Source organism: Alsobacter metallidurans, from assembly GCF_014636935.1.
GTDB classification, from domain to species: Bacteria; Pseudomonadota; Alphaproteobacteria; order Rhizobiales; family Beijerinckiaceae; genus Alsobacter; species Alsobacter metallidurans.
The window spans coordinates 2,199,752-2,219,946 of record NZ_BMES01000002.1 but is presented as its reverse complement, the minus strand read 5'-3'; the positions used below and the strand labels follow the sequence as shown (position 1 = coordinate 2,219,946).

20 protein-coding genes are annotated in these 20,195 nt (G+C 67.3%); 9 read left to right on the top strand and 11 right to left on the bottom strand.

The genetic code is table 11. The annotated features are described in order from the left end of the window. The first annotated feature begins 109 nt into the window (after positions 1–109). From IEV99_RS20705 to IEV99_RS20690, 4 genes are all read left to right on the top strand, one after another. The gene (locus IEV99_RS20705; protein WP_188519588.1) at positions 110–997 is read left to right on the top strand and encodes an ABC transporter permease; all 888 of its coding nucleotides are present in this window, start codon (positions 110–112) and stop codon (positions 995–997) included. Continuing rightward, a complete protein-coding gene (locus IEV99_RS20700; RefSeq protein ID WP_188519587.1) occupies positions 997–1,887 on the top strand; it encodes an ABC transporter permease in 891 nt (296 codons plus the stop codon). Before IEV99_RS20705 ends, IEV99_RS20700 begins: the two co-directional genes overlap by 1 nt. 7 nt (positions 1,888–1,894) lie before the next feature. Continuing rightward, the gene (locus IEV99_RS20695; protein ID WP_188519586.1) at positions 1,895–2,632 is read left to right on the top strand and encodes an aspartate/glutamate racemase family protein; all 738 of its coding nucleotides are present in this window, start codon (positions 1,895–1,897) and stop codon (positions 2,630–2,632) included. Between the two features lie 161 nt (positions 2,633–2,793). Continuing rightward, complete coding sequence (locus tag IEV99_RS20690) at positions 2,794–3,636, top strand: GNAT family N-acetyltransferase (RefSeq protein ID WP_210318682.1); 843 nt, start codon at positions 2,794–2,796, stop codon at positions 3,634–3,636. A 104-nt stretch (positions 3,637–3,740) separates the two neighbouring features. Here the strand turns inward: IEV99_RS20690 and IEV99_RS20685 are convergent, their stop codons facing one another. The 5 genes from IEV99_RS20685 to IEV99_RS20665 form a co-directional block, all read right to left on the bottom strand. Beyond that, complete coding sequence (locus tag IEV99_RS20685; protein ID WP_188519585.1) at positions 3,741–4,616, bottom strand: NAD(P)-dependent oxidoreductase; 876 nt, start codon at positions 4,614–4,616, stop codon at positions 3,741–3,743. Positions 4,617–4,620: 4 nt separating this feature from the next. Further along, complete coding sequence (locus tag IEV99_RS20680; RefSeq protein ID WP_188519584.1) at positions 4,621–5,526, bottom strand: carbohydrate ABC transporter permease; 906 nt, start codon at positions 5,524–5,526, stop codon at positions 4,621–4,623. A gap of 48 nt (positions 5,527–5,574) precedes the next feature. Further along, positions 5,575–6,549 (bottom strand): carbohydrate ABC transporter permease, encoded by a 975-nt coding sequence (locus tag IEV99_RS20675; RefSeq protein ID WP_188519583.1) that lies wholly within the window; start codon positions 6,547–6,549, stop codon positions 5,575–5,577. Positions 6,550–6,719: 170 nt separating this feature from the next. Then, positions 6,720–8,027 (bottom strand): ABC transporter substrate-binding protein, encoded by a 1,308-nt coding sequence (locus IEV99_RS20670; protein ID WP_188519582.1) that lies wholly within the window; start codon positions 8,025–8,027, stop codon positions 6,720–6,722. Positions 8,028–8,178: 151 nt separating this feature from the next. Then, positions 8,179–9,243, bottom strand: coding sequence for an ABC transporter ATP-binding protein (locus tag IEV99_RS20665; protein WP_188519581.1), 1,065 nt, complete (start codon positions 9,241–9,243; stop codon positions 8,179–8,181). A gap of 262 nt (positions 9,244–9,505) precedes the next feature. Between IEV99_RS20665 and IEV99_RS20660 the strand changes: the two genes are divergently transcribed. Together IEV99_RS20660 and IEV99_RS20655 are read left to right on the top strand one after the other, a co-directional pair. Further along, positions 9,506–10,477 (top strand): 2-hydroxyacid dehydrogenase, encoded by a 972-nt coding sequence (locus tag IEV99_RS20660; RefSeq protein WP_188519580.1) that lies wholly within the window; start codon positions 9,506–9,508, stop codon positions 10,475–10,477. Between the two features lie 121 nt (positions 10,478–10,598). Further along, positions 10,599–11,432 carry an AprI/Inh family metalloprotease inhibitor gene (locus IEV99_RS20655; protein ID WP_188519579.1) on the top strand — a complete coding sequence of 278 codons (834 nt, stop codon included), beginning with the start codon at positions 10,599–10,601 and terminating at the stop codon, positions 11,430–11,432. A gap of 151 nt (positions 11,433–11,583) precedes the next feature. Here the strand turns inward: IEV99_RS20655 and denD are convergent, their stop codons facing one another. From denD to IEV99_RS20630, 5 genes are all read right to left on the bottom strand, one after another. Continuing rightward, the gene (gene denD / locus IEV99_RS20650; protein WP_188519578.1) at positions 11,584–12,576 is read right to left on the bottom strand and encodes a D-erythronate dehydrogenase; all 993 of its coding nucleotides are present in this window, start codon (positions 12,574–12,576) and stop codon (positions 11,584–11,586) included. A 132-nt stretch (positions 12,577–12,708) separates the two neighbouring features. After that, positions 12,709–13,455, bottom strand: a complete 747-nt coding sequence (locus tag IEV99_RS20645) for an SDR family oxidoreductase (RefSeq protein ID WP_188519577.1) — start codon at positions 13,453–13,455, stop codon at positions 12,709–12,711. Between the two features lie 19 nt (positions 13,456–13,474). After that, entirely contained in the window at positions 13,475–13,933 is a 459-nt protein-coding gene (locus IEV99_RS20640) for a GNAT family N-acetyltransferase (RefSeq protein ID WP_188519576.1), read from the bottom strand. Beyond that, on the bottom strand, positions 13,930–14,655 hold the full coding sequence (locus IEV99_RS20635; RefSeq protein ID WP_188519575.1) for a GNAT family N-acetyltransferase: 726 nt from the start codon (positions 14,653–14,655) through the stop codon (positions 13,930–13,932). Before IEV99_RS20635 ends, IEV99_RS20640 begins: the two co-directional genes overlap by 4 nt. A 172-nt stretch (positions 14,656–14,827) precedes the next feature. Next, positions 14,828–16,621 carry an IlvD/Edd family dehydratase gene (locus IEV99_RS20630; protein WP_188519772.1) on the bottom strand — a complete coding sequence of 598 codons (1,794 nt, stop codon included), beginning with the start codon at positions 16,619–16,621 and terminating at the stop codon, positions 14,828–14,830. A gap of 354 nt (positions 16,622–16,975) precedes the next feature. Here IEV99_RS20630 and IEV99_RS20625 point away from each other — a divergent pair, with 354 nt between their 5' ends. The 3 genes from IEV99_RS20625 to IEV99_RS20615 all read left to right on the top strand — a co-directional run bounded on the left by IEV99_RS20625 (position 16,976) and on the right by IEV99_RS20615 (position 19,527). Next, a complete protein-coding gene (locus IEV99_RS20625) occupies positions 16,976–18,160 on the top strand; it encodes a pyridoxal phosphate-dependent aminotransferase (protein ID WP_188519574.1) in 1,185 nt (394 codons plus the stop codon). 165 nt (positions 18,161–18,325) lie between these two features. Further along, positions 18,326–19,267: a hypothetical protein gene (locus IEV99_RS20620; RefSeq protein ID WP_188519573.1), complete on the top strand. Its 942-nt coding sequence runs from the start codon at positions 18,326–18,328 to the stop codon at positions 19,265–19,267. Positions 19,268–19,296: 29 nt separating this feature from the next. Continuing rightward, positions 19,297–19,527, top strand: coding sequence for an alkylphosphonate utilization protein (locus IEV99_RS20615; protein ID WP_371875806.1), 231 nt, complete (start codon positions 19,297–19,299; stop codon positions 19,525–19,527). 103 nt (positions 19,528–19,630) lie between these two features. On the opposite strand, the gene IEV99_RS20610 is transcribed toward IEV99_RS20615, so the two are convergent. Continuing rightward, positions 19,631–20,194, bottom strand: a complete 564-nt coding sequence (locus IEV99_RS20610) for a cysteine hydrolase family protein (RefSeq protein WP_188519572.1) — start codon at positions 20,192–20,194, stop codon at positions 19,631–19,633. Position 20,195 lies beyond the last annotated feature (1 nt).

Genomic DNA, 20,195 nt, shown 5'->3' with positions numbered 1-20,195 from the left:
AGGGTTGGGGTGAGGGTGTTTCAGCCCTGCAATCGCCCCTCATCCGGCGCTGCGCGCCACCTTCTCCCCGTTCCGGGGCGAAGGGAAACACCCGGAGCCTGCCGGCAGTATGGCGAAGAAGGACCAACCCTTTTCTCTCCCGGCCTGGGCGCAGGCGGCGCCGTTCGGCGTCGTGTTCGCGCTGTTCTTCATCATCCCGCTCGCCTTCGTGGTGATGGTGAGCTTCTGGGACTACAACGACTACGCGATCCTGCCGGGCTTCACGGTGCGCAGCTACGTGGAGACCTTCGAGGGCTGCTACGACCAGCTGCCAGACCTCTGCACGATCCTGAAGACCTACGTCTCCACCGTGAAGTTCTGCTTCCTCGTCTGGCTGTTCACGCTCGTGATCGGGTTCACGATCGCGTACTTCCTGGCCTTCCACGTCCAGAGCGTCACCACGCAGATGACGCTCGCGATCATCTGCACGATCCCGTTCTGGACCTCCAACGTGATCCGGATGATCTCGTGGATCCCGCTGCTCGGCCGCAACGGGCTGGTGAACCAGGGCCTGATCAAGCTCGGGATCATCAAGGAGCCGCTGGAATGGCTGCTCTACTCGGATTTCGCCGTGGTGCTGGCCTTCGTGCACCTGTTCACGTTCTTCATGGTGATCCCGATTTTCAACAGCATGGCGCGCATCGACAAGCGCCTGCTGGAAGCCGCCTATGACGCCGGCGCGACCGGCTGGCAGACGCTGTGGAACGTCGTGATCCCGCTGGCCAAGCCCGGCATCGTGATCGGCTCCATCTTCGTGATCACCATCGTGATGGGCGACTTCGTGACCGTGGGCGTGATGGGCGGCCAGCAGATCGCGTCGGCGGGCAAGATCATCGAGACCCGCCTCAACGCCCTGCAATTCCCGCCGGCGGCCGCGAACGCCGTGATCCTGCTGGCGATCACGCTGCTGATCATCACGGCGCTGAACCGCTTCGTCGACATCCGGAAGGAACTGTGATGCGCGAGGGCCGGTCCGCGTCGTTCTACTGGCTCGCGGCGTTCTTTGTCGCCTTCGTGCTGTTTCTCTATGGCCCGATGATCGCGATCGTGCTGCTGAGCTTCCAGGGCCCGACCGGCGGCATGACGTTCCCGATGAACGGCGTGTCGCTGCACTGGTTCGGCAAGCTGTGGAGCGGCGGCGGCATCGTGGACATCAAGTCGGCGTTCTCGCGCTCGTTGCAGCTCGGGCTCGTCGTGATGGCGCTCACGGTGGTGCTCTCGACGCTGGCCGGGCTCGCCTTCCGCAAGAAGTTCTTTGGCCAAAACTTGCTGTTCTATGTCACGGTCGCGAGCCTGATCGTGCCGTCGATCGTCACCTCGCTTGGCATCGCGCTGCAGTTCCGCATCTTTGACGACGCCATCAAGGCCTATGCGCCGGCCTTCATCTCGGACGAGTGGACCACCGGCATGGGGCTGTTCTCGTCGGCGCTCGGCGCGCATCTGACGTGGACGCTGCCCTTCGGCTTGCTGATCATGTTCGCGATCTTCAACCGGTTCGACGGGCGCTTCGAGGAGGCCGCGCGCGACCTCGGCGCGACGCCGTGGCAGACGTTCCGGCATGTGGTGCTGCCCATCATCCTGCCCTCGCTCGTGGGCGTCGGGCTGTTCGGCTTCACGCTGTCGTGGGACGAGATCGCCCGCTCGTCGCAGACCATCGGCGAGAAGAACACGCTGCCGCTGGAGCTGCAGGCGCTCACCACCACGGTGACGACGCCCGAGATCTACGCGCTCGGCACGGTGACGACGGGCGTGTCCTTCCTGGTGATCGGGATCGCGCTCGCGTCCATTCTGCTGCTGCGCGCCCGGCAGGCGAAACAGGGTTCCGACGCCGGCAAGGGCATGCTTTAAGCAGGCCATGCGCATCGCTGTCATCAATCCCAACACCACGGCCAGCATGACGGCCAGCATCGGGGCCGCCGCCCGCGCGGCGGCGTCGCCCGGCACCGAAATCCTGGCCGTGAACCCGCAAAGCGGACCGGCCTCCATCGAGGGCTATTGGGACGAGGCCTATTCGGTGCCCGGCCTCCTCGTCGAGATCGCGCGCGCCGAGCGGGCGGGCGTGGACGCCCACATCATCGCGTGCTTCGACGACACCGGGCTGGAGGCCGCGCGCTGCGCCGCCGCCGCGCCGGTGATCGGCATCGGCGAGGCGGCCTTCCACTTGGGCAGCCTGCTCGGGCATCGGTTTTCGGTGGTCACCACGTTGTCGCGCTCAATCCCGGCGATCGAGACCAACCTGCTGAAGTATGGCCTCGATCGGCGTTGCGCGCGCGTGCGCGCCTCCGAGGTACCGGTGCTGGAGCTCGAAAATCCGGCGTCGGATGCGGCGGCCAAGATCTCGGCCGAGATCGAGCGTGCGAAGCTGGAGGACCACGCCGAGGCCATCGTGCTCGGCTGCGCCGGCATGGCGGACCTCGCGGCGCGGCTTTCGGCCAAGCACGGCCTGCCGGTCGTGGACGGCGTCGCGGCGGCCGTGAAGCTCGCCGAGGCGCTCGCGGCGCTCGGCTTGCGCACCTCCAAGATCGGCGGCTACGCTCCGCCGCTCCCCAAGGCTTTCGCGGGCGGCGCCCCCGAGGGCGCTCCGGGGCGGTAATGTTTCCGCCGCTATCCCTGGCTGTCTGCGCAGCAAACCGGAAGGGAATTCAGCAGATTGTCCAGCGTTCCGCTGAATTCCCCTCTCGTCCGCCGTTTCGCGGCTCCGGCCGGGGATGACGGCGGAAGATGTCGCGTCAACAGCCCAACAGGCGACCGTACATGCCCGACCTCACCATCCGCGCCATGACGCATGACGACCTCGCGCTGGCGCTCGATTGGGCCGCCGCCGAGGGCTGGAATCCCGGGCTGGCGGACGCCGGCGTGTTTCGGGCGGCCGATCCCGATGGCTTCCTGATGGGGTTCGTCGGTGAGGAGCCGGCGGCCTGCGTCTCGGTGGTGCGCTATGGCGAGGGGTTCGGGTTTCTGGGCCTTTACATCGCCGCGCCGCGGTTTCGCGGGCAGGGCATTGGCTGGCGGTTGTGGCAGGCCGGCATGTCGCATCTGGCGGGCCGCACGGTCGGGCTCGACGGCGTCGTGGCGCAGCAGGGCAACTATCGCAAGAGCGGGTTCGAACTGGCGTGGCGCAACGTGCGCTATGAGGGGCTGTCGCGGTGCGACATGCCCATGGACCCGCGGCTGCAGCGGATCGGGCAGGGCATCCTGCCGTCGGTCCTCGCCTATGACGAACCCTGTTTTGGCGCGCCGCGGCCGGATTTCACATCGCGCTGGGTGCGAGGCGAGGGCCGCACCGGCTATGCGTTGATCGACGAGGGCGAGTTGCGCGGCTACGGGGTGATCCGGCCGGGCCGGGACGGGCACAAGATCGGTCCGCTGTTCGCGGACGACGCCGAGACGGCCGAGCTCATCTTCCGGGCGCTGGCGTCGGAGGTGAAGGGCGAGGCGATCGCGCTGGACCCGCCAGAGCCGAACGACGCCGCGCTGGAACTGGCCGAGCGCTTCGACCTGTCGCCATCTTTCGAGACGGCCCGCATGTATCGCGGCCCGGCGCCGGACCTGCCCGTGGGGCGCATCTTCGGCGTGACGACGTTTGAGTTGGGGTAATTGCCCGTCACTGCGAGCCGGAGGCGCAGCAATCCAGCCTAATGGCCGAGCTTTAGACTGGATTGCTTCGCTGTCGCTCGCAATGACGGCCAGACAACGTGAGACTACTTCAGCCCGGCCAGCGCGCGGTACACTTCCACCACCTGGCTGTCGTCCTGCCCGCCCAACCCCTGCGCGGAGGCGGAGAGGAACAGCTGGTGCGCCAGCGCGGCGAGCGGGGTCGCGGCCTTGGAGGCGCGGCCGGCGTCCAGCACGATGCCGAGGTCTTTCACGAAGATGTCGACCGCGCTGGTGACGCGCGGCTCGTCTTCCAGCATGCGCGGGCCGCGGTCCTTCAGCATCCAGCTCGAGGCGGCGGAGCCGCCCAGGATCTCCAGGAAGATCTTGCCGTCGATGCCGGCCTTTTCGGCCAAAGCCAGCGCCTCAGCGGCGGCCGCGATGTGGACGCCGCACATGAGCTGGTTCACGGTTTTCACGGCGGAGCCCTGCCCGGGTTCCTGGCCGACATGAAACAGCTTGTCGCCGAGGGCCGAGAGCAGCGGCTTGGCGGCGTCGAAGATCGCCTGCGGGGCTGCCGCCATGATGGTGAGCGTGCCGGCGGTGGCGCCGACCACGCCCCCGGAGACCGGCGCGTCCACGAAGGATCGGCCCGTGGCGACAACCCGATCGGCGACGGCCTTGGCGGCGGCCGGCGGGCAGGTCGCCATCAGGATCACGGTCGCGCCCGGGGCGAGCGCGTCCAGCGCGCCGGCGTCGAACAGCACGCTCTCGGCCTGGGCGGCGTTCACCACCATGAGGACGAGCGCGTCCGCGCCTTCGGCCGCCTCGCGGGCGGAGCCCGCCGGCATGCCGCCGGCGCCTTCCAGCGCCTGCACGGCCTCGCGCCGCATGTCGAAGCCGCGCACGCGGAACTGCCGCTTCACGAGGTTCTGCGCCATGGGAAGCCCCATGGCGCCGAGGCCGACAAAACCGACGATCATCCGTTTACTCCTTCACCGCGCCCGTCATCGCCGAGACGTAGTGCTCGACAAAGAACGAGTACAGGATCACCAGCGGCAGCGAGCCGACGAGGGCGCCCGCCATCAGCGAACCCCAGCGATAGATGTCGCCATCCACGAACTCGCTCACGATCGCGACCGGCACGGTCTTGTTGGAGGTCGAGGACAGGAAGGTGAGCGCGTAGATGAACTCGTTCCAGCACAGCGTCAGCGAGAAGATGCCGGCCGAGATCAGCCCCGGCACGGCCAGCGGCAGGATGATCTTGGTGAGGATCTGCATGCGCGTCGCGCCGTCGATCAGGGCGCATTCCTCCAGCTCGTACGGGATCGTCTTGAAGTAGCCCATCAGCAGCCAGGTGCTGAACGGGATCAGGATGGTGGGGTAGCAGAGCACCAGCGCCATGGGGCTGTCGAACAGGCCATAGGCCTGGATGATGGTCGCCAGCGGAATGAACAGGATCGAGGGCGGCACCAGATAGGCGAGGAAGATCGCCGCGCCGACCCACTGGGCGTAGCGGTAGCGAATGCGCACAATCGCGTAGGCGGCCATCACGCTGGCGATCAGCGACAGGAAGGTCGCCAGCACGGACACGTACATCGTGTTCCAGAGCCAGGTCGGGTAGTTGCTCTCGAAGAGGAGCTTGTTGATGTGCTTCAGCGTCGGCTTGACCACGAAGAAGGGGTTGTACTTCTCCATGTCGATCAGCTGCTCGTCCGGTTTGATGGCGGTGATCACCATCCAGTAGAACGGGAAGATCAGCACAATCATGATGAGCGCGAGCGGCAGATAGACGGTCACCAGCTTGCGCTTGGTCGAGTCCAGGTAGGTCATGCCCTCCCGGTCGTCCGTCAGTGCGGCGCGGGTGGCGACGTTCACGGCTGTTTCAGTCATGGCGGCACCAGCGGTCGGGGGAAAAGGACGTCGACATCGAGGCGGCGCTCATGAGTCCTCGCCCCCCTGCTGCCACTTGCGGCTCTGCAGGCCGAACCATGACACCATGATGGCGAAGAGCAGGAACGGCACCATGGCGGTCGCGATGGCGGCGCCTTCGCCGAGGTTTCCGGCCAGGATCGCGCGCTGGTAGGACAGCGTCGCCATCAGATGGGTGGAGTTCACCGGGCCGCCGCGCGTCATCGCCCAGATGAGCTGGAAATCCGTGAAGGTGAACAGCACCGAGAAGGTCATCACCACGGCGATGATGGGCGTCAGCAGCGGGAAGGTGACGAAGCGGAAGTTCTGCCACTTGCTGGCGCCGTCCAGCGTCGCGGCCTCGTAGAGCGAGGGCGACACGGTCTGCAGGCCGGCCAGCAGCGTGATGGCGATGAAGGGCACGCCGCGCCAGATATTGGCGAAGATCAGCGACGCGCGGGCGTTGTTGGGGTCGCCGAGGAAGTTGATGTTGTAGTCGATGATCCCGAGATGGCGCAGCGACCAGGAGATGATCGAGAACTGCGAGTCGAAGATCCACCAGAACGCGATGGCGGAGAGCACCGTCGGCACCACGAAGGGGATCAGCACGATGGACCGGATCGCGGCCTTGAAGGGCAGGTTCTGGTTCAGCAGGATCGCCAGGTAGAGGCCGACCGCGAACTTCACGATCGAGGCCACGATCGTATAGACGAGCGTGTTGAACACCGAGAGCCAGAACACGCCGTCCGAGTCCCGCCACCAGGGCAGGCCCAGCCATTCGTAGTTCTCCAGGCCGATGAACGAGCCGGCGCGGCCGATCTTGGCGTCCGTGAAGGACAGCCACACGCCCTTGCCGAGCGGGAAGGCCAGAAACAGGATCAGGATCGCGGCGGCGGGCGCCATGAACCAGAAACCCAGCCAGTTGCGGTTGATGCGAAGCCTGTCCCACCATGTCGGGTGACGGACGGCTGGGGCCGGAACGCGGCCAGCCACGCTGTCGCTCATACGTGTGTTCTCCGTGGGGTCGGCAAGCCGCTTCTGGGCTGGTCGCCTCGGGTATGGACGCTCATTCGTCCCGAACGGCGGGCCGAAAGGCGCCGGATCTTTCGACCCGCCGCATCCCGCCCGCCGCCGGAATCATGCCGCGCACGGCCTGAGGCCGGCGCGCGAACGTCTCAGCGGAACAGCCGCTGCGCCTGCCGCTCGGCCACGCGGATCGACCCTTTCAGGTCTTCGCGGCCCGTGCAGTAGTTGGCGAACATGTCCACCACGATGAAGTCGGCCAGCGCCGCGGCGGCCTTCTCGCCGATGGAGCCGACGCCGCCGGCCGTGAGCGTGCGCTTGGCGGCGTCACGGAACACGGTGTTCTTCGGGTCCTTGGTCCAGACCGGGTTGTTGTCATAGGCGTTGAGCGGGTGGGTGAGGTAGCCGGCCGCCGCCTCAAGCCACGGATTGTAGTTCTCGGCCTCCAGCATGTAGGCCATCAGGGCCTTGCAGGCCTGCGGGTACTTGGTGAAGTTGAAGGCCAGCAGCGGGAAGGCGAGCTGGAACTCCGTCGGCTTGCCGACCGGGCCGATCGGCCACTGCGCGTGATTCATGTCGTCCGCGATGGCCTTCATGCCCTGCGCATTGGCGGCTGCGTAGATCGAGATGCCGTTGCCGGTGAGGTGCACGTCGCCCGACAGGAACGCCTTGTTGTTGGACGAGTCGTTCCAGGAGGCCGTGCCCGGCGTGAAGGTGTCGTAGAGCGCCTTTACGTATTCAAGCGCCTTGGCGGTCTCGGGCGAGTTCAGAATGACCTTGTCGTCCTTGTCGACCAGGTAGCCGCCGTGCGACCAGAGCGCCCAATGGCACCAGGAGTTGCCGTCGCCGGTGGCGTGGCCAAGCGCGAAGCCGATCGGGAAGTTGTTGGCCTTCATGGCCTTGCAGAGCTCGAGGAAGCCGCCCGTGTCCTTGGGGAATTCCTTGAAGCCGGACTTGTTCATCGACGAGATGCGGTAGTTGATGTAGCCGCCGTTGAACGCCACCGGGATGGCGACCCACTTGCCCTGGAACTGGCCATAGGCCTGCGCGGCCGGCACCCAGCCGCCGTATTTCTTGCCGAGATAATCGGCGACGTCCTCGACGGGCAGGCACTTGGCCGGGAAGAGCTGCGGCAGCGAGAACAGGCCCCAGACGAGATCCGGGCCCTGGCCGGTGTTGGCCGCCACGGAGGCCTTCGGCTGGATGTCGTCGAAGCTCTCGTTGGAGATGTTGACCTTGACGCCCGTCGCCTTGGTGAAGGCGTCGATCATGGCCATGAACTGCTTGTCCTCAGCCTCCACGAAGCGCTTCCAGCGCAACATGTTCAGCGAAGCGCCGGCTTCCGGCTTCCACTGGTTGGTCTGGGCCCAGGCCTTGGCGAAATCCAGGAGACCGGCGGCCCCCATGGCGCCGAGCGCGGCGCCCCCCTTGATCAGCGAACGGCGATTGAATGCGGACATTGGTTTTCCTTCCCTTTGGCGATTTTTTTTGAGCCGCTTCTTGCGGTCTTCCGTTTGGCCGGCGACCCGGCGTCTATGGGCTCGGTGCGAAATTTCGCCGTCGCCCTCAAGCAAAACGCCGCGCGAACCTCTCGGCGCGCGCGGCGAACAATCAGCTGATCCTGGCGCCCGATTGGGCGTCGAACACGTGGACGAGGTTCGGGTCCGGCGCGATCCGGATGGTCTCGCCCGGCTTGGCGGTGATGCGCTCGCGGAAGATGCAGACCAGCTCCTGCGTGCCGATCTTGGCCACGACCTGGGTCTCGGACCCCGTCGGCTCCACCACGACGACCTCGGCCGAAAGGCCGTTGTCGGCGAGCTGGAAATGCTCGGGGCGGATGCCGTAGACGACCGGCATGCCGTCCGAGCCGGCCGGCGCGGTGTTCAGCGGGTAGACGCCGCCGGTGTCGGCCTCGAAGCTCGGCTGGGCGCCGGCTCGGATCTTGCCCTTCACGAAGTTCATGGAGGGCGACCCGATGAAGCCGGCGACGAACAGGTTGGCCGGGCGGTCATAGAGCTCCAGCGGAGCGCCCATCTGCTCGACGATGCCGTCATGCATCACGACGATCTTGTCGGCCATCGTCATGGCCTCGATCTGGTCGTGCGTCACGTAGACGGTGGTGGTCTTCAGCCGCTGGTGCAGCTCCTTGATCTCGGTGCGCATCTGCACGCGCAGCTTGGCGTCGAGGTTGGAGAGCGGCTCGTCGAAGAGGAAGACCTGCGGGTCGCGCACGATGGCGCGGCCCATGGCGACGCGCTGGCGCTGACCGCCCGAGAGCTGGCGGGGATAGCGGTCCAGCAGCTTCTCGAGGCCGAGAATGCCGGCCGCCTTGCTGACGCGCTGCTCGATCTCGGGCTTGGGCGCATTCCGCAGCTTCATCGAGAAGGCCATGTTGTCGGCCACCGTCATGTGCGGGTAGAGCGCGTAGTTCTGGAACACCATCGCGATGTCGCGCTCTTTCGGCGGGACGTCGTTGACGACGCGGTCGCCGATGCGAACTTCGCCGCCGCTGATGTTCTCGAGGCCGGCGATCATGCGCAGCAAGGTCGACTTGCCGCAGCCGGACGGCCCCACGAGAATCACGAACTCGCCGTCCTCGATCTCGATGTTCACCCCATGAATGACCTGGGTCGAGCCGAACGCCTTCCGCACGTCGCGGATTTCCACGGACGCCATAAAGTCCTCCCTGTCTCGCCACGGGACTGAGCCAACGTGTCGGCGAGCGTTTCTTCGTTTGCGCCGCAGGCAGCCGTTGAGGCTTGCCCCGCAACGCGCGCGGCGGCATCATTGCATGCGGTGCACGGAAATCAAGGACGGGCTGTTTCCTGCACATCAATCGATTGAATTTATCTCACGCCCGGTGTGAACTGCCGTTTCTTTGGTCAAGCCCGGCGGACAGGCCGGGAAGAACGCTCCGCCAGGAGCGCGGGAGGATAGCGTGAAGAGCAACGAGGTACTGGTCACCGGCCGCATGATGCCGCTCGTGATGGAGCAGCTGGAAAGCCGCTTCACGCTCCATAAGCTGCATGAGGCGGCTGACCGGGACGCCTTGCTGGCTGAGGTTGGGCCCCGCATCCGGGCCGTGGCGACGGGCGGTCACGTCAAGACGGACGCAGCCCTCATGGCGAAGCTGCCCAAGCTCGAGCTCGTGGCGAATTTCGGCGTCGGCTACGATTCGGTGGACGCCGCCTGGGCGGGCCAGCATGGCGTCGTGGTCACCAACACGCCGGACGTGCTGACCGAGGAAGTGGCCGACACGTGCCTCGGCCTGCTGCTGATGACGGTCCGCGAGCTCTCGGCCTCCGAGCGCTACCTGCGCGCCGGTCTCTGGGAGAAGCAGGGCGCTTACCCGCTCACCCACAACACGCTCGCTGGCAAGACGGTCGGCATCCTGGCGCTCGGGCGCATCGGCAAGGCCATCGCCAAGCGGTGCCAGGCGTTCGGGCTCAAGATCGTCTATCACGGCCGCTCGCAGCAGAAGGACGTGGCCTACCCCTATTATCCGACCCTCGTCGGCATGGCGGAGGCCTGCGACATCCTGATCAGCGTGGCCCCGGGCGGCGACAGCACGTTCCACATCATCGACGCCGAGGTGCTGCGGGCGCTGGGCCCGAAGGGCGTGTTGATCAATATCGGCCGCGGCTCGGTGGTGGACGAAGGCGCCCTGATCAGCGCCCTGCAGAACAAGGTGATCGCCAGCGCCGGGCTTGACGTGTTCGAGAAGGAGCCGCACGTCCCGGCCGAGCTCATCGCCCTGGACCACGTGGTGCTGCTGCCGCATGTCGGCTCCGCCTCGCACCACACCCGGGGCCTCATGGGGCAGCTCGTGGTCGACAACATCACGTCGTTCCTGTCCGGCAAGGGGCCGCTCACGCCTGTGGCCGAGACGCCCTGGCCTCCCAAGGGCTGAGGCCTCGCGGTCCGCATTTCCCGCCTGATCCCTGTTGCGCTCGATCCTTGTCGGATTGAGCGCGACCTGTTTAACGGGTACATGGCAAGAAGAGGCTGAGGCGCGGCTGGGAGTGATGCGGATGCGGATGACGGCGGTTGTGAACGGGACGGCAAGGCGTCGGGCGCTGCTGGCGTCGACGCTTGCCTTGCTGGCGGCGTGTGGATCGCTCCTGCTGCCGGCGCGGGCCAGCGCACAGGCGAACGGCGTCGCCGTGATGTCCGGCACCTGGGAATTGTCGAATCCAAAGACCGCACGCAATTGCCGGGTGCATCTGGGGTCGGAGAGCGGCCTCCATGGCTACCAGCTCGGCTCGCCGCCGGCGTGCCGGGTGGCGCTGCCGCTGCTCGCGCAGGCGGCCGGCTGGAACCTGAGCGGATCGGTCGTCACCATCGTGGATTCGGCCGGGAAGGTGCTGGTGACGTTTGAGCGCGATGCGTCCGGCCCCGGCTACGTGGCGTCCGCGGACGGCCTGACGCTGAAGCCGGTCGGCGCCGCGCGTGCGCCTGCGGCCGAGCCGGCGCGGGCCGCCACGGGCCCGGCCGCCACGCCCGCTTTCAAGGCAGGCGCCGGCGTGCCGCCGCCGCCTCCGCCGCCCGCCTCCGTGTCCGCCAACGTGACGCCCCAGAGCCTCGCGGGCCTCTACGGGGTGGCGCGCGAAAAGAACAAGCCGCTTTGCTCGATCGATCTCACGATGAAGCCGGCCCGCAAGGCCGGCCTCTACGGCGCGCAGCTCTCGGGCGGCTGCATCGACTCGGGCCTGAAGATCTTCGAGCCCATCGCCTGGCACACCGGCAACGGCCGTCTCTACCTCGTCGCCAAAAAGGGCCACGAGCAGGGCTTCTCGGTGATGCCGGACGGCGGCTGGCAGAAAGACCCGCCCAGCGGCGCGCAGCTGTTCTTGAAGAAGCAGTAAAGGCCGTGAGCGTCCCCTCTCCCCGGCAGGGGGACAGGGACAGGGTGAGGGCCTTCGGCCTGGAGCTCACTCCGTCAACTCTGGAGCCTTGCGGCTCCGCCCTTACCCCAGCCCTCTCCCTGTTCCAGGGAGAGGGAGGCCGCGCTGCCGCTCAGGCGATCTTGCCGCCGAGCTCATCCTCGATATGCACGCGGATGATCTCGTCGAAGCTGCTTTCGGCCTTGAAGCCCAGCGCCACCGCGCGGCTGGGGTCCAGCTCCCGCGCCCAGCCGGACACGATCTTGTTGATCGCCTCGTCCGGCTCGCGCTTGATCCTGGCCACGACCTTGTCGCCCGCGACCCGCCGCAACGCCTCGATCTGCTCGCCGACCGTGCAGGACAAGCCCGGCATGCTCAGGTTGCGGCGAGGACCGATCTTCGCGCCGTCGATCTCGGCGGCGTGCACCAGGAAGCCCACGGCCGAGCGCGGCGAGGCGTGCCAGTGGCGCACGTCCTCCGACACCGGCAGCACCGCCTCTTGGCCGGCCAGCGGCTCGCGGATGATGTTGGAGAAGAAGCCCGACGCGGCCTTGTTGGGCTTGCCCGGCCGCACGCAGATGGTGGGCAGGCGGATGCCGACGCCGTCCAGGAAGCCCTTGCGGGTGTAGTCGGCCAACAGCAACTCGCCGACGGCCTTCTGCGTCCCGTAGGAGGTGAGCGGCGTGGTGAAGAACTCGTCCGTGATCTTGTCCGGGAACGGCGCGCCGAACACCGCGATGGACGAGGTGAACACCACGCGCGGCTTGTAGGCGCCGGCGCTTCCCATGTTGAGCTGGCGGATGGCCTCGAACAGGTTCCAGCTGCCGGTGAGATTGATGCGGTAGCCCTTGTCGAATTCCTGCTCGGCTTCGCCGGACACGATGGCGGCCAGGTGGAAGACGATGTCGGGCTTGTCCGCCACGAGCTTCTCGGCCTCGCCCGGGAGGGAGAAGTCCGACGCCAGCGTGGTCACCGCAAAGGGCGCGTTCGCCGGAGCCGTGGGCTCGATCACGTCGTGCAGGGTCGCCTTGGTGATGGCCTTGCCGGCCAGCTTGCCGTCGCGCACCAGCCGCTCGGTGAGCTTGCGGCCGACCATGCCGGCGGCGCCGATGATGAGGATGTGCATGGGGGTTCCTCCCGTGTTTTCTTGTCGCGGTGATCTACGCCGTGATTGCGAGCCGGAGGCGAAGCAATCCAGCCTGAAGGCCGGACGCTAGACTGGATTGCTTCGCATCGCTCGCAATGACGACCGAGCTGGTCAAAGCGCGAAACCGCCATCCACCAGGAAGATCTGCCCCGTCGTGTAGGCGCTCTCGTCGCCGGCGAGGTACACCGCCATGGCGGCGATCTCCTCGGGCTTGCCGAGGCGGCCGATCGGCTGGCGGTCGACGAAGGCCTGCCGGACCTTCTCGACCGGCTGCTTGGTTTCCTTCGCGAGCGTCTCGATGCGCTGGTCCAGCGAGGGGCTCTCGATGGTGCCCGGGCAGATCGCGTTGGCGCGGACGCCCTTGCGGATGAAGTCGGCCGCCACCGCCTTGGTGAGGCCGATCACGGCCGCCTTGGTGGTTCCATAGACATAGCGGTTCGGGATGCCGCGCACCGAGCCCGCGCCCGACGCGATGTTGACGATGGAGCCGGCGCCCTTCTCGAGCATGCCGGGCAGGAAGGCCTTGATCAGCCGGTGCATGGACCGGACGTTGAGGTCGAACGAGAAATCCCAGGCCTTGTCGTCGCATTCGAGGATGGTGCCGTGGTGCACGTAGCCGGCGGCGTTGCACAGGATGTCGATGGGGCCGACCTTCTCGGCGAAGTTCGCGACCTGCTTGTTGGAGAGCACGTCCAGCTTGCGGCGCTTGGCGCGGGCGAGCCCGTCCAGCTTGGCGACGTCGAGGTCGGTCGCCCACACGGTGGCGCCTTCGGCCACATAGGCCTCCGCGATCGCGCGCCCGATGCCCTGTCCGGCGGCGGTGACGACCGCGACCTTGCCCTGCAGCCTCTTGGCCATTGCGTTCTCTCCCTCAGTTCTAGAAGTGGGTCTTGACCATGTGGACGATGGCGCGGTCGGGCATCTGCTCGACACTTTCGACCCGGTAGCCCTTGCGGCTGTACCAGGCCACGTTGTGGGTCAGCGCCTGGCCGGTGTAGAGGCGGATGGCCTTGCGGCCGAGCTGCTGGGCGCGCTCCTCGGCGGCCGCGAGCATCCGATTGCCGGTTCCGCCGCGCTGTGCGGCCGGATTGGCGGCGACGCTCCAGATCAGCAGGTCGTCCGCGCGAGGCTCGACGATGAGCGCGCCGGCGAGGCTGTCGGTACCGTCGAGCAGCCAGACCTCCCAGTCGCGCAGCACCGCCGCGTAGTCAGCCTGAAGCGGGATCGGCTCGACGCCGAGCAAGGCCCGGTTCGGCGCATAGGCGGCGTGCTGCAGCGCGACGAGCGCTTTCAGATCGTCCGACGTCCCGCGCCGCATGCCGGCGAGATCGTTCATGCGCCGGGTCCTCGCAGCGCAGCGAGGCTATGGCGCTGCCGACCCTCCGCATCGAAGTTCTCCGGCGCCAGCCAGCGCTCGAACGCGGCCTTGCGGGAGGGCCACTCGCTGTCGAGCATCGAGAACCAGGCCGTGTCGCGGTTGCGCCCCTGCACGATCATGTGCTGCCGGAACACACCCTCGAACGTGAAGCCGAAGCGCTCTGCGGCGCGGCGGGACGGGGCGTTCAGGGCGTTGCACTTCCACTCGAAGCGGCGGTAGCCGAGGTCATCGAAGACGTAGCGGGCCAGCAGGTACTGCGCCTCGGTGGCGCCGGGCGTGCGCTGCAGGCTCGCGCCGTACATGATGTTGCCGACCTCGATGACGCGGTGCGCCGCATCGATCCGCATCAGCGTCTCGTAGCCGACCGCCTTGCCGGTCGCCTTGTCGACGATGGCGAAAAACAGCGGGTCCTCGGACGCGGCCTTGCGCTCCAGATGAGCCTTGAAGCTGTTGAAATCCGGGAACGGCGGCTCGAACAGATATTGCCAGATCGCGTCCCTGGTCTGCCCGTGGGACTCGGCCCAAAGCGACGGCGCGTGCGCCGCGGGATCGAGCGGGACCAGATCGACGAAACGCCCGGCGAGCGTGCGACGCTCGGGGCGGGGCGCGGCATGCGTGTCCACCTCGGGGCCGATCGGCAGGCCCGAGGCGGGCGCGGTGACTGAGGCTGGCTGGTGCATGGGCCCGGTCTCTCCCTCTTCCGGCGAGGGGAGAGGGCAGGGGTGAGGGTGGCGGGGGAGGCTGCATTTGCAGCGGTGATAGGAGAGCGCAGGCGCAACAACATGCTGCGGTACGACAATCCTCACCCCTGCCCCTCTCCCGCCATGCGGGAGAGGGCGGCGACCGGCCGCCTCAGTGGTTGTCGCGCGGCACGCCCATCGACTGGGCGACCTTTTGGTACTTCACGGCCGGCTTCAGCACCATGCCGGAGCCGAGCTGGTCGACCATGCCGCGCTGGATCTCCTGCCAGGGGGTCTGGCTGGCCGGCGACTTGTAGCCGCCATGGGCCTGCAGGTCGGCGCGGCGCTGGTTCAGCTCCTCGGCCGAGATCAGGATGTCGGCCGTGCCCTTGCGCAGGTCGATGCGGACCCGGTCGCCGGTCTTCAGGATCGCGAGCCCGCCGCCGGCCGCCGCCTCGGGCGAGGCGTTCAGGATCGAGGGCGAGCCCGAGGTGCCGGACTGGCGGCCGTCGCCGATGCAGGGCAGGGCATGAACGCCCTTCTTGATCAGCGCCGCCGGTGGCTGCATGTTCACGACCTCGGCCGCGCCCGGATAGCCGATGGCCCCGGCGCCGCGCATGAATAGCATGCAGTTCTCGTCGATCTCGAGCGCCGGGTCCTCGATGCGGTGGTGGTAGTCCTCCGGCCCATCGAACACGATGGCGCGCCCCTCGAAGGCCTCGGGATCGTTCGGGTTCGACAGGTAGCGGTTGCGGAACTCCTCCGAGATCACGCTGGTCTTCATCACGGCGTTGTCGAAGAGGTTGCCCTTCAGCACCACGAAGCCGGCGTTGACCCGCATGGGCTTCTCGATCGGGTAGATCACGTCCGTGTCCTGCACGGTGGTGTTGCGGCAGTTGTCGCCGATGCTCTTGCCGTTCACCGTCAGGGCGCCTTCGTGGATGAGGCCCTTCTTCATGAGCTCGTTCACGACCGCCGGGACGCCGCCGGCGCGGTGGTATTCCTCGCCGAGATAGTAGCCGGCCGGCTGCAGGTTCACGAGCAGCGGCACTTCGAGGCCGTATTTCTGCCAGTCGAACACGTCGAGCTCGACGCCGATGTGGCGCGCGATGGCGTTGATGTGGATGGGCGCGTTGGTGGAGCCGCCGATGGCCGAGTTCACCACGATGGTGTTCTCGAACGCCTCGCGGGTGAGGATGTCGGAGGGCTTCAGGTCCTCCCACACCATGTCGACGATGCGCTTGCCGGTCTCATAGGAGATCTGCCCGCGCTCGCGATAAGGCGCCGGGATGGCGGCGCAGCCCGGCAGGCTCATGCCGAGCGACTCGGCCAGCGAGTTCATCGTCGAGGCGGTGCCCATGGTGTTGCAGTGGCCGACCGACGGGGCGGACGAGGCCACGATGTCCATGAACTCCTCATAGCCGATCTCGCCCGTGGCGAGGCGCTCCCGCGACTGCCACACGATGGTGCCGGAGCCCGAGCGCTCGCCCTTCCACCAGCCGTTCAGCATCGGGCCGCCCGAGAGCACGATCGACGGGATGTTCACCGTGGCGGCCGCCATGATGCAGGCCGGCGTGGTCTTGTCGCAGCCGGTGGTCAGCACGACGCCGTCGAGCGGGTAGCCGTAGAGGATCTCGACGAGGCCGAGATAAGCGAGGTTGCGGTCCAGCGACGCGGTGGGGCGCTTGCCGGTTTCCTGGATGGGATGCACCGGGAACTCGAAGGCGACGCCGCCCGCCGCCGTGATGCCCTCGCGGACGCGCTTGGCGAGGTCCAGGTGGTGGCGGTTGCAGGGCGACAGGTCTGAGCCCGTCTGCGCGATGCCGATGATCGGCTTGCCCGACATCAGCTCCTCGCGGGTCAGGCCGAAATTCAGGTAGCGCTCGAGATAGAGCGCCGTCATGCCGGGGTTCTCGGGATTGTCGAACCAGAGCTGCGACCGGAGGCGGCGCTTGGCGCCTTCCATCACGGATTCGGCCGGCACGTCGTCGGTGGTGACGGACTGGTCGTGCCTGACGGGCGCATGCGCGCCGTTGCGCGGCTCCTCGGAGAGCGGCGCGCCGCCCGTGCCGTTGCCCTTGTGGCCATTGTCGCCCGCCATCGCGTCTACTCCCATGACTTTGCGTGTTCAACCGGCTGCAGACGCCGATCGAACCGATTTGATTTCGGCGGCAGCATCGCCCCAAATGCGCACGGAAATCAACGACGGATGCATGCGGCTGACGCGCAGGGGCTGTGTGCGCACTGTTGCGCTTGGCGTCGTGGTGATGCATGCACGCGCAGGCTTGTGACAAGACGCGCAACGGGGGAGACAACGCCGATGACCCTGCACATCACGGACGCTTTTGGCCGCATCGGCGAGGAGAACGCCTTCGCGGTGCTGGCGCGGGCCACCGACCTCGCCGCGCAGGGGCGCGACATCATCAACCTGGGCATCGGCCAGCCGGATTTCCGCACGCCGGAGCACATCGTCGAGGCCGCCATCAAGGCGCTGCGCGACGGGCACCACGGCTACACGCCCGCGACCGGGATCAAGCCGCTGCGCGAGGCCGTGTCGGCCGACCTGCACAAGCGCTTTGGCGTCGACGTCTCGCCGGACTCGGTGCTGATCGTGCCGGGCGGCAAGGTCACGATGTTCATGGCCATCCTGATGTTCGGCGAGCCCGGCGCCGAGATCCTGTATCCGGACCCCGGCTTCCCGATCTACCGCTCGATGATCGAGTTCACGGGCGCCAAGCCGGTGCCGGTGCCGATGCGCGAGAGCAACGGCTTCGCCTTCTCGGCCGAGGAGACGCTGGGGCTGATCACGCCCAGGACGCGTCTGCTGATCCTCAACTCGCCCGCCAATCCGACCGGCGGCGTCACCCCCAAGGCCGAGATCGACAAGCTCGTGGCCGGCCTGGCCCGGTTCCCGGACGTCGCGATCATGTCGGACGAGATCTACGCCCAGATGACCTATGACGGGCTGGAGCACCAGACGTTGCTGGCCTATCCGGAGATCCGCGACCGCCTGATCCTGCTCGACGGCTGGTCCAAGACCTACGCGATGACCGGCTGGCGCATGGGCTACTCGGTGTGGCCGAAGCCGCTCTACGAGGCGGCCCGCAAGCTCGCGGTGAACTCCTATTCCTGCGTGAACGCCTCGGCGCAGTATGCCGGGCTGGCGGCGCTCACCGGGCCGCAGGACGCGGTGCGCGACATGGTGGCCGAGTTCGACCGCCGCCGGCGCGTGGTGGTGGAAGGGCTCAACGCTCTGCCGGGCGTCTCGGCCGTGACGCCGAAAGGCGCGTTCTACGCCTTCCCGAACATCGCCCAGACGGGCTGGAAGGCCAAGCCGCTCGCTTCCGCGTTGCTCGAGAAGGCCGGGGTCGCGACCATCGGCGGCCCGGACTTCGGCGTTCATGGCGAAGGCTATATCCGGCTCAGCTACGCCAACTCGACGGAGAACATCCGCAAGGCGCTGGCGCGGATGGGCGAGTTCCTGGAGCAGAACAAGCCGGCCTGATCTGGTCTGAGCGCCGCCCTATCAACCGTCCTGGCCGGGCCTGTCCCGGCCATCCACGCCGGACTCCAATGCGTGGGTCCCCGGGTCAAGCCCGGGGATGACGGTGGAGAGGGGCAGCGAAATGCCAGACGGCAAGCTCACGTCACCTACCATCATCGGACCGCCATGCGCCTGACAGCCTCATCCTTCGTTCTCGCCACCCTCGCGCTGGTGGTCACAGTCCCGGCGCAAGCCCAGCAGCCGCTGAGCGTGGACGTGCGCAACAAAACCGTTCCGACGCTCTGCGCCGAGGACGACAACGTCTACCTCACCTTCCAGAACCCCAAGGTGCGCCACTTCCGCGTGGAGGCCCGTGCGCCGGCCGTGATCGGCTCCATCGTGCAGGACAGCCGGGCCCCGGACTTCACGAACTGCACCATCAAGGACCAGCCGCCCGGGCCGGAAGACAAGGTGGAGCGCATCGTCCTCTTCGAGGATGACGCGATGCAGCTCGTCGGCTACCGGCACTCGGAGTTCTGGCGCAAGGGCGACGTGCCGGTGCGGGTGGGCGATCGCGAGGAGAAGGCGATCTACCTCCTGCAGCTCTTCAGCAAGACGCCGCGCGGCCCTTACGAGCATCTCGTGCTCTATCCGCTGGACGGCTACTGGCGCCTGCGGCCGCTGCCGCCGGCGCGGCTGGACGAGGTGGCGTACGGAACCTCCGTGCTGATCGGCCAGATCGACGAAAAGGAGCGCCCCTATGTGGCGATCCAGTCGATCCGCTTCACGCCGAAGTCCAAGACCTTCGATCTCACTTTCCCGGCCGGCGGGCAGGCGAGCGTGCGCGTCGCCAGCCTTTCCGAACAAGCCACCGCCGTCGAGGTCACGTTCGAAAATCCGGTGAAGCGCAAGCCTTTCGCTGCCGTCCGGTCGATGTATGTGACGGACGTGAACGCGGACTCGTCGCAGGTCGCGTGGCGCGCGCCCTCCGACAAAGGCTGGCGGCAAAAGCCCGTGATGGAATTCCGCTCCGGCCGGGCGCATGACTTCTGGCTTGGCCGTGGGGTCGCGTCCAAGCACAACACCAGCGCGCCGGATACGGCGCTGTTCGATTTCCAGCCGGAATAGCGGCTCAACTCAGGCTTGCGGGGGCAACCATGAGCGACGACGACGTGATCGTGAAGGACTGCAACGGCGCCCGGCTTCAGAACGGCGACACCGTGCACGTCATCAAGGACCTGAAGGTGAAGGGCACGTCCTCCACCATCAAGCAGGGCACCAAGGTGAAAGGCATCCGCCTCACCGACGACCCGGAGCACATCGAGTGCCGCGTCGACAACATCAAGGGCCTGATGCTGAAGACGAGCTTCCTAAAGAAGGTGAACTAGCCTCGGCTCTCGCGGTCATTCCCGGCGGCGCGAAGCGCCGGGAAGGGGATCCAGCGCAGCCGCGCCTTTGCGACCTGCTGCGCAGGTCGCCGGAGATGACAGCTCACGGGAGAGCGGCCACGATCTCGGCTGTGCGGTGAACCGCGGCGAACTCCGCCGCCAGGGTGGCGAGGTGGACCGCCTGCACGGTGTCGGCCGGGATCACGGCCCCATCGAGGCCCGGCATGTCGAAGCACGCGCAGGCGTCGGCGGCCACGATCATGCGCCAGCCCATGTTCGCGCCGACGCGCACCGTGGTGGAAACGCACTGATCCGTCGTGATGCCAAAGGCGACCACATGCGTCGCGCCCAGCCGCCGGAGGCGTAGGTCGAGATCCGTGCCGATGAAGCAGGCGTTGACGCTCTTGGTCACCAGCGCCTCGTCGCCTTGCGGGCCGAAGCCGGCCCGGAAGGCGTTGCCGGGCGCCTCGGGCCGCAGCCTGGAGCCGGGCTCCACGGAGTCGTGTCGCACATGGATGATCGGCATGCCGCGCGCACGCCAGGCGGCAAGAAGCGCCAACCCGTTACGGTCGCAATCCGGGTTGCTGCGCGGCGGGAAAGCCGGATCGTCGAACGCCTGCTGCATGTCGATCGGCAGCAGCACGGCGGTGCGGGGGAGGGCGAGCATG

Coding starts and splice junctions, on each gene's coding strand:
- IEV99_RS20705 (WP_188519588.1), top strand. CDS start 110: ATGGCGAAGAAGGACCAACCCTTTTCTCTCCCGGCCTGGGCGCAGGCG.
- IEV99_RS20700 (WP_188519587.1), top strand. CDS start 997: ATGCGCGAGGGCCGGTCCGCGTCGTTCTACTGGCTCGCGGCGTTCTTT.
- IEV99_RS20695 (WP_188519586.1), top strand. CDS start 1,895: ATGCGCATCGCTGTCATCAATCCCAACACCACGGCCAGCATGACGGCC.
- IEV99_RS20690 (WP_210318682.1), top strand. CDS start 2,794: ATGCCCGACCTCACCATCCGCGCCATGACGCATGACGACCTCGCGCTG.
- IEV99_RS20685 (WP_188519585.1), bottom strand. CDS start 4,616: ATGATCGTCGGTTTTGTCGGCCTCGGCGCCATGGGGCTTCCCATGGCG.
- IEV99_RS20680 (WP_188519584.1), bottom strand. CDS start 5,526: ATGACTGAAACAGCCGTGAACGTCGCCACCCGCGCCGCACTGACGGAC.
- IEV99_RS20675 (WP_188519583.1), bottom strand. CDS start 6,549: ATGAGCGACAGCGTGGCTGGCCGCGTTCCGGCCCCAGCCGTCCGTCAC.
- IEV99_RS20670 (WP_188519582.1), bottom strand. CDS start 8,027: ATGTCCGCATTCAATCGCCGTTCGCTGATCAAGGGGGGCGCCGCGCTC.
- IEV99_RS20665 (WP_188519581.1), bottom strand. CDS start 9,243: ATGGCGTCCGTGGAAATCCGCGACGTGCGGAAGGCGTTCGGCTCGACC.
- IEV99_RS20655 (WP_188519579.1), top strand. CDS start 10,599: ATGCGGATGACGGCGGTTGTGAACGGGACGGCAAGGCGTCGGGCGCTG.
- denD (WP_188519578.1), bottom strand. CDS start 12,576: ATGCACATCCTCATCATCGGCGCCGCCGGCATGGTCGGCCGCAAGCTC.
- IEV99_RS20645 (WP_188519577.1), bottom strand. CDS start 13,455: ATGGCCAAGAGGCTGCAGGGCAAGGTCGCGGTCGTCACCGCCGCCGGA.
- IEV99_RS20640 (WP_188519576.1), bottom strand. CDS start 13,933: ATGAACGATCTCGCCGGCATGCGGCGCGGGACGTCGGACGATCTGAAA.
- IEV99_RS20635 (WP_188519575.1), bottom strand. CDS start 14,655: ATGCACCAGCCAGCCTCAGTCACCGCGCCCGCCTCGGGCCTGCCGATC.
- IEV99_RS20630 (WP_188519772.1), bottom strand. CDS start 16,621: ATGGAAGGCGCCAAGCGCCGCCTCCGGTCGCAGCTCTGGTTCGACAAT.
- IEV99_RS20625 (WP_188519574.1), top strand. CDS start 16,976: ATGACCCTGCACATCACGGACGCTTTTGGCCGCATCGGCGAGGAGAAC.
- IEV99_RS20620 (WP_188519573.1), top strand. CDS start 18,326: ATGCGCCTGACAGCCTCATCCTTCGTTCTCGCCACCCTCGCGCTGGTG.
- IEV99_RS20615 (WP_371875806.1), top strand. CDS start 19,297: ATGAGCGACGACGACGTGATCGTGAAGGACTGCAACGGCGCCCGGCTT.
- IEV99_RS20610 (WP_188519572.1), bottom strand. CDS start 20,194: ATGCTCGCCCTCCCCCGCACCGCCGTGCTGCTGCCGATCGACATGCAG.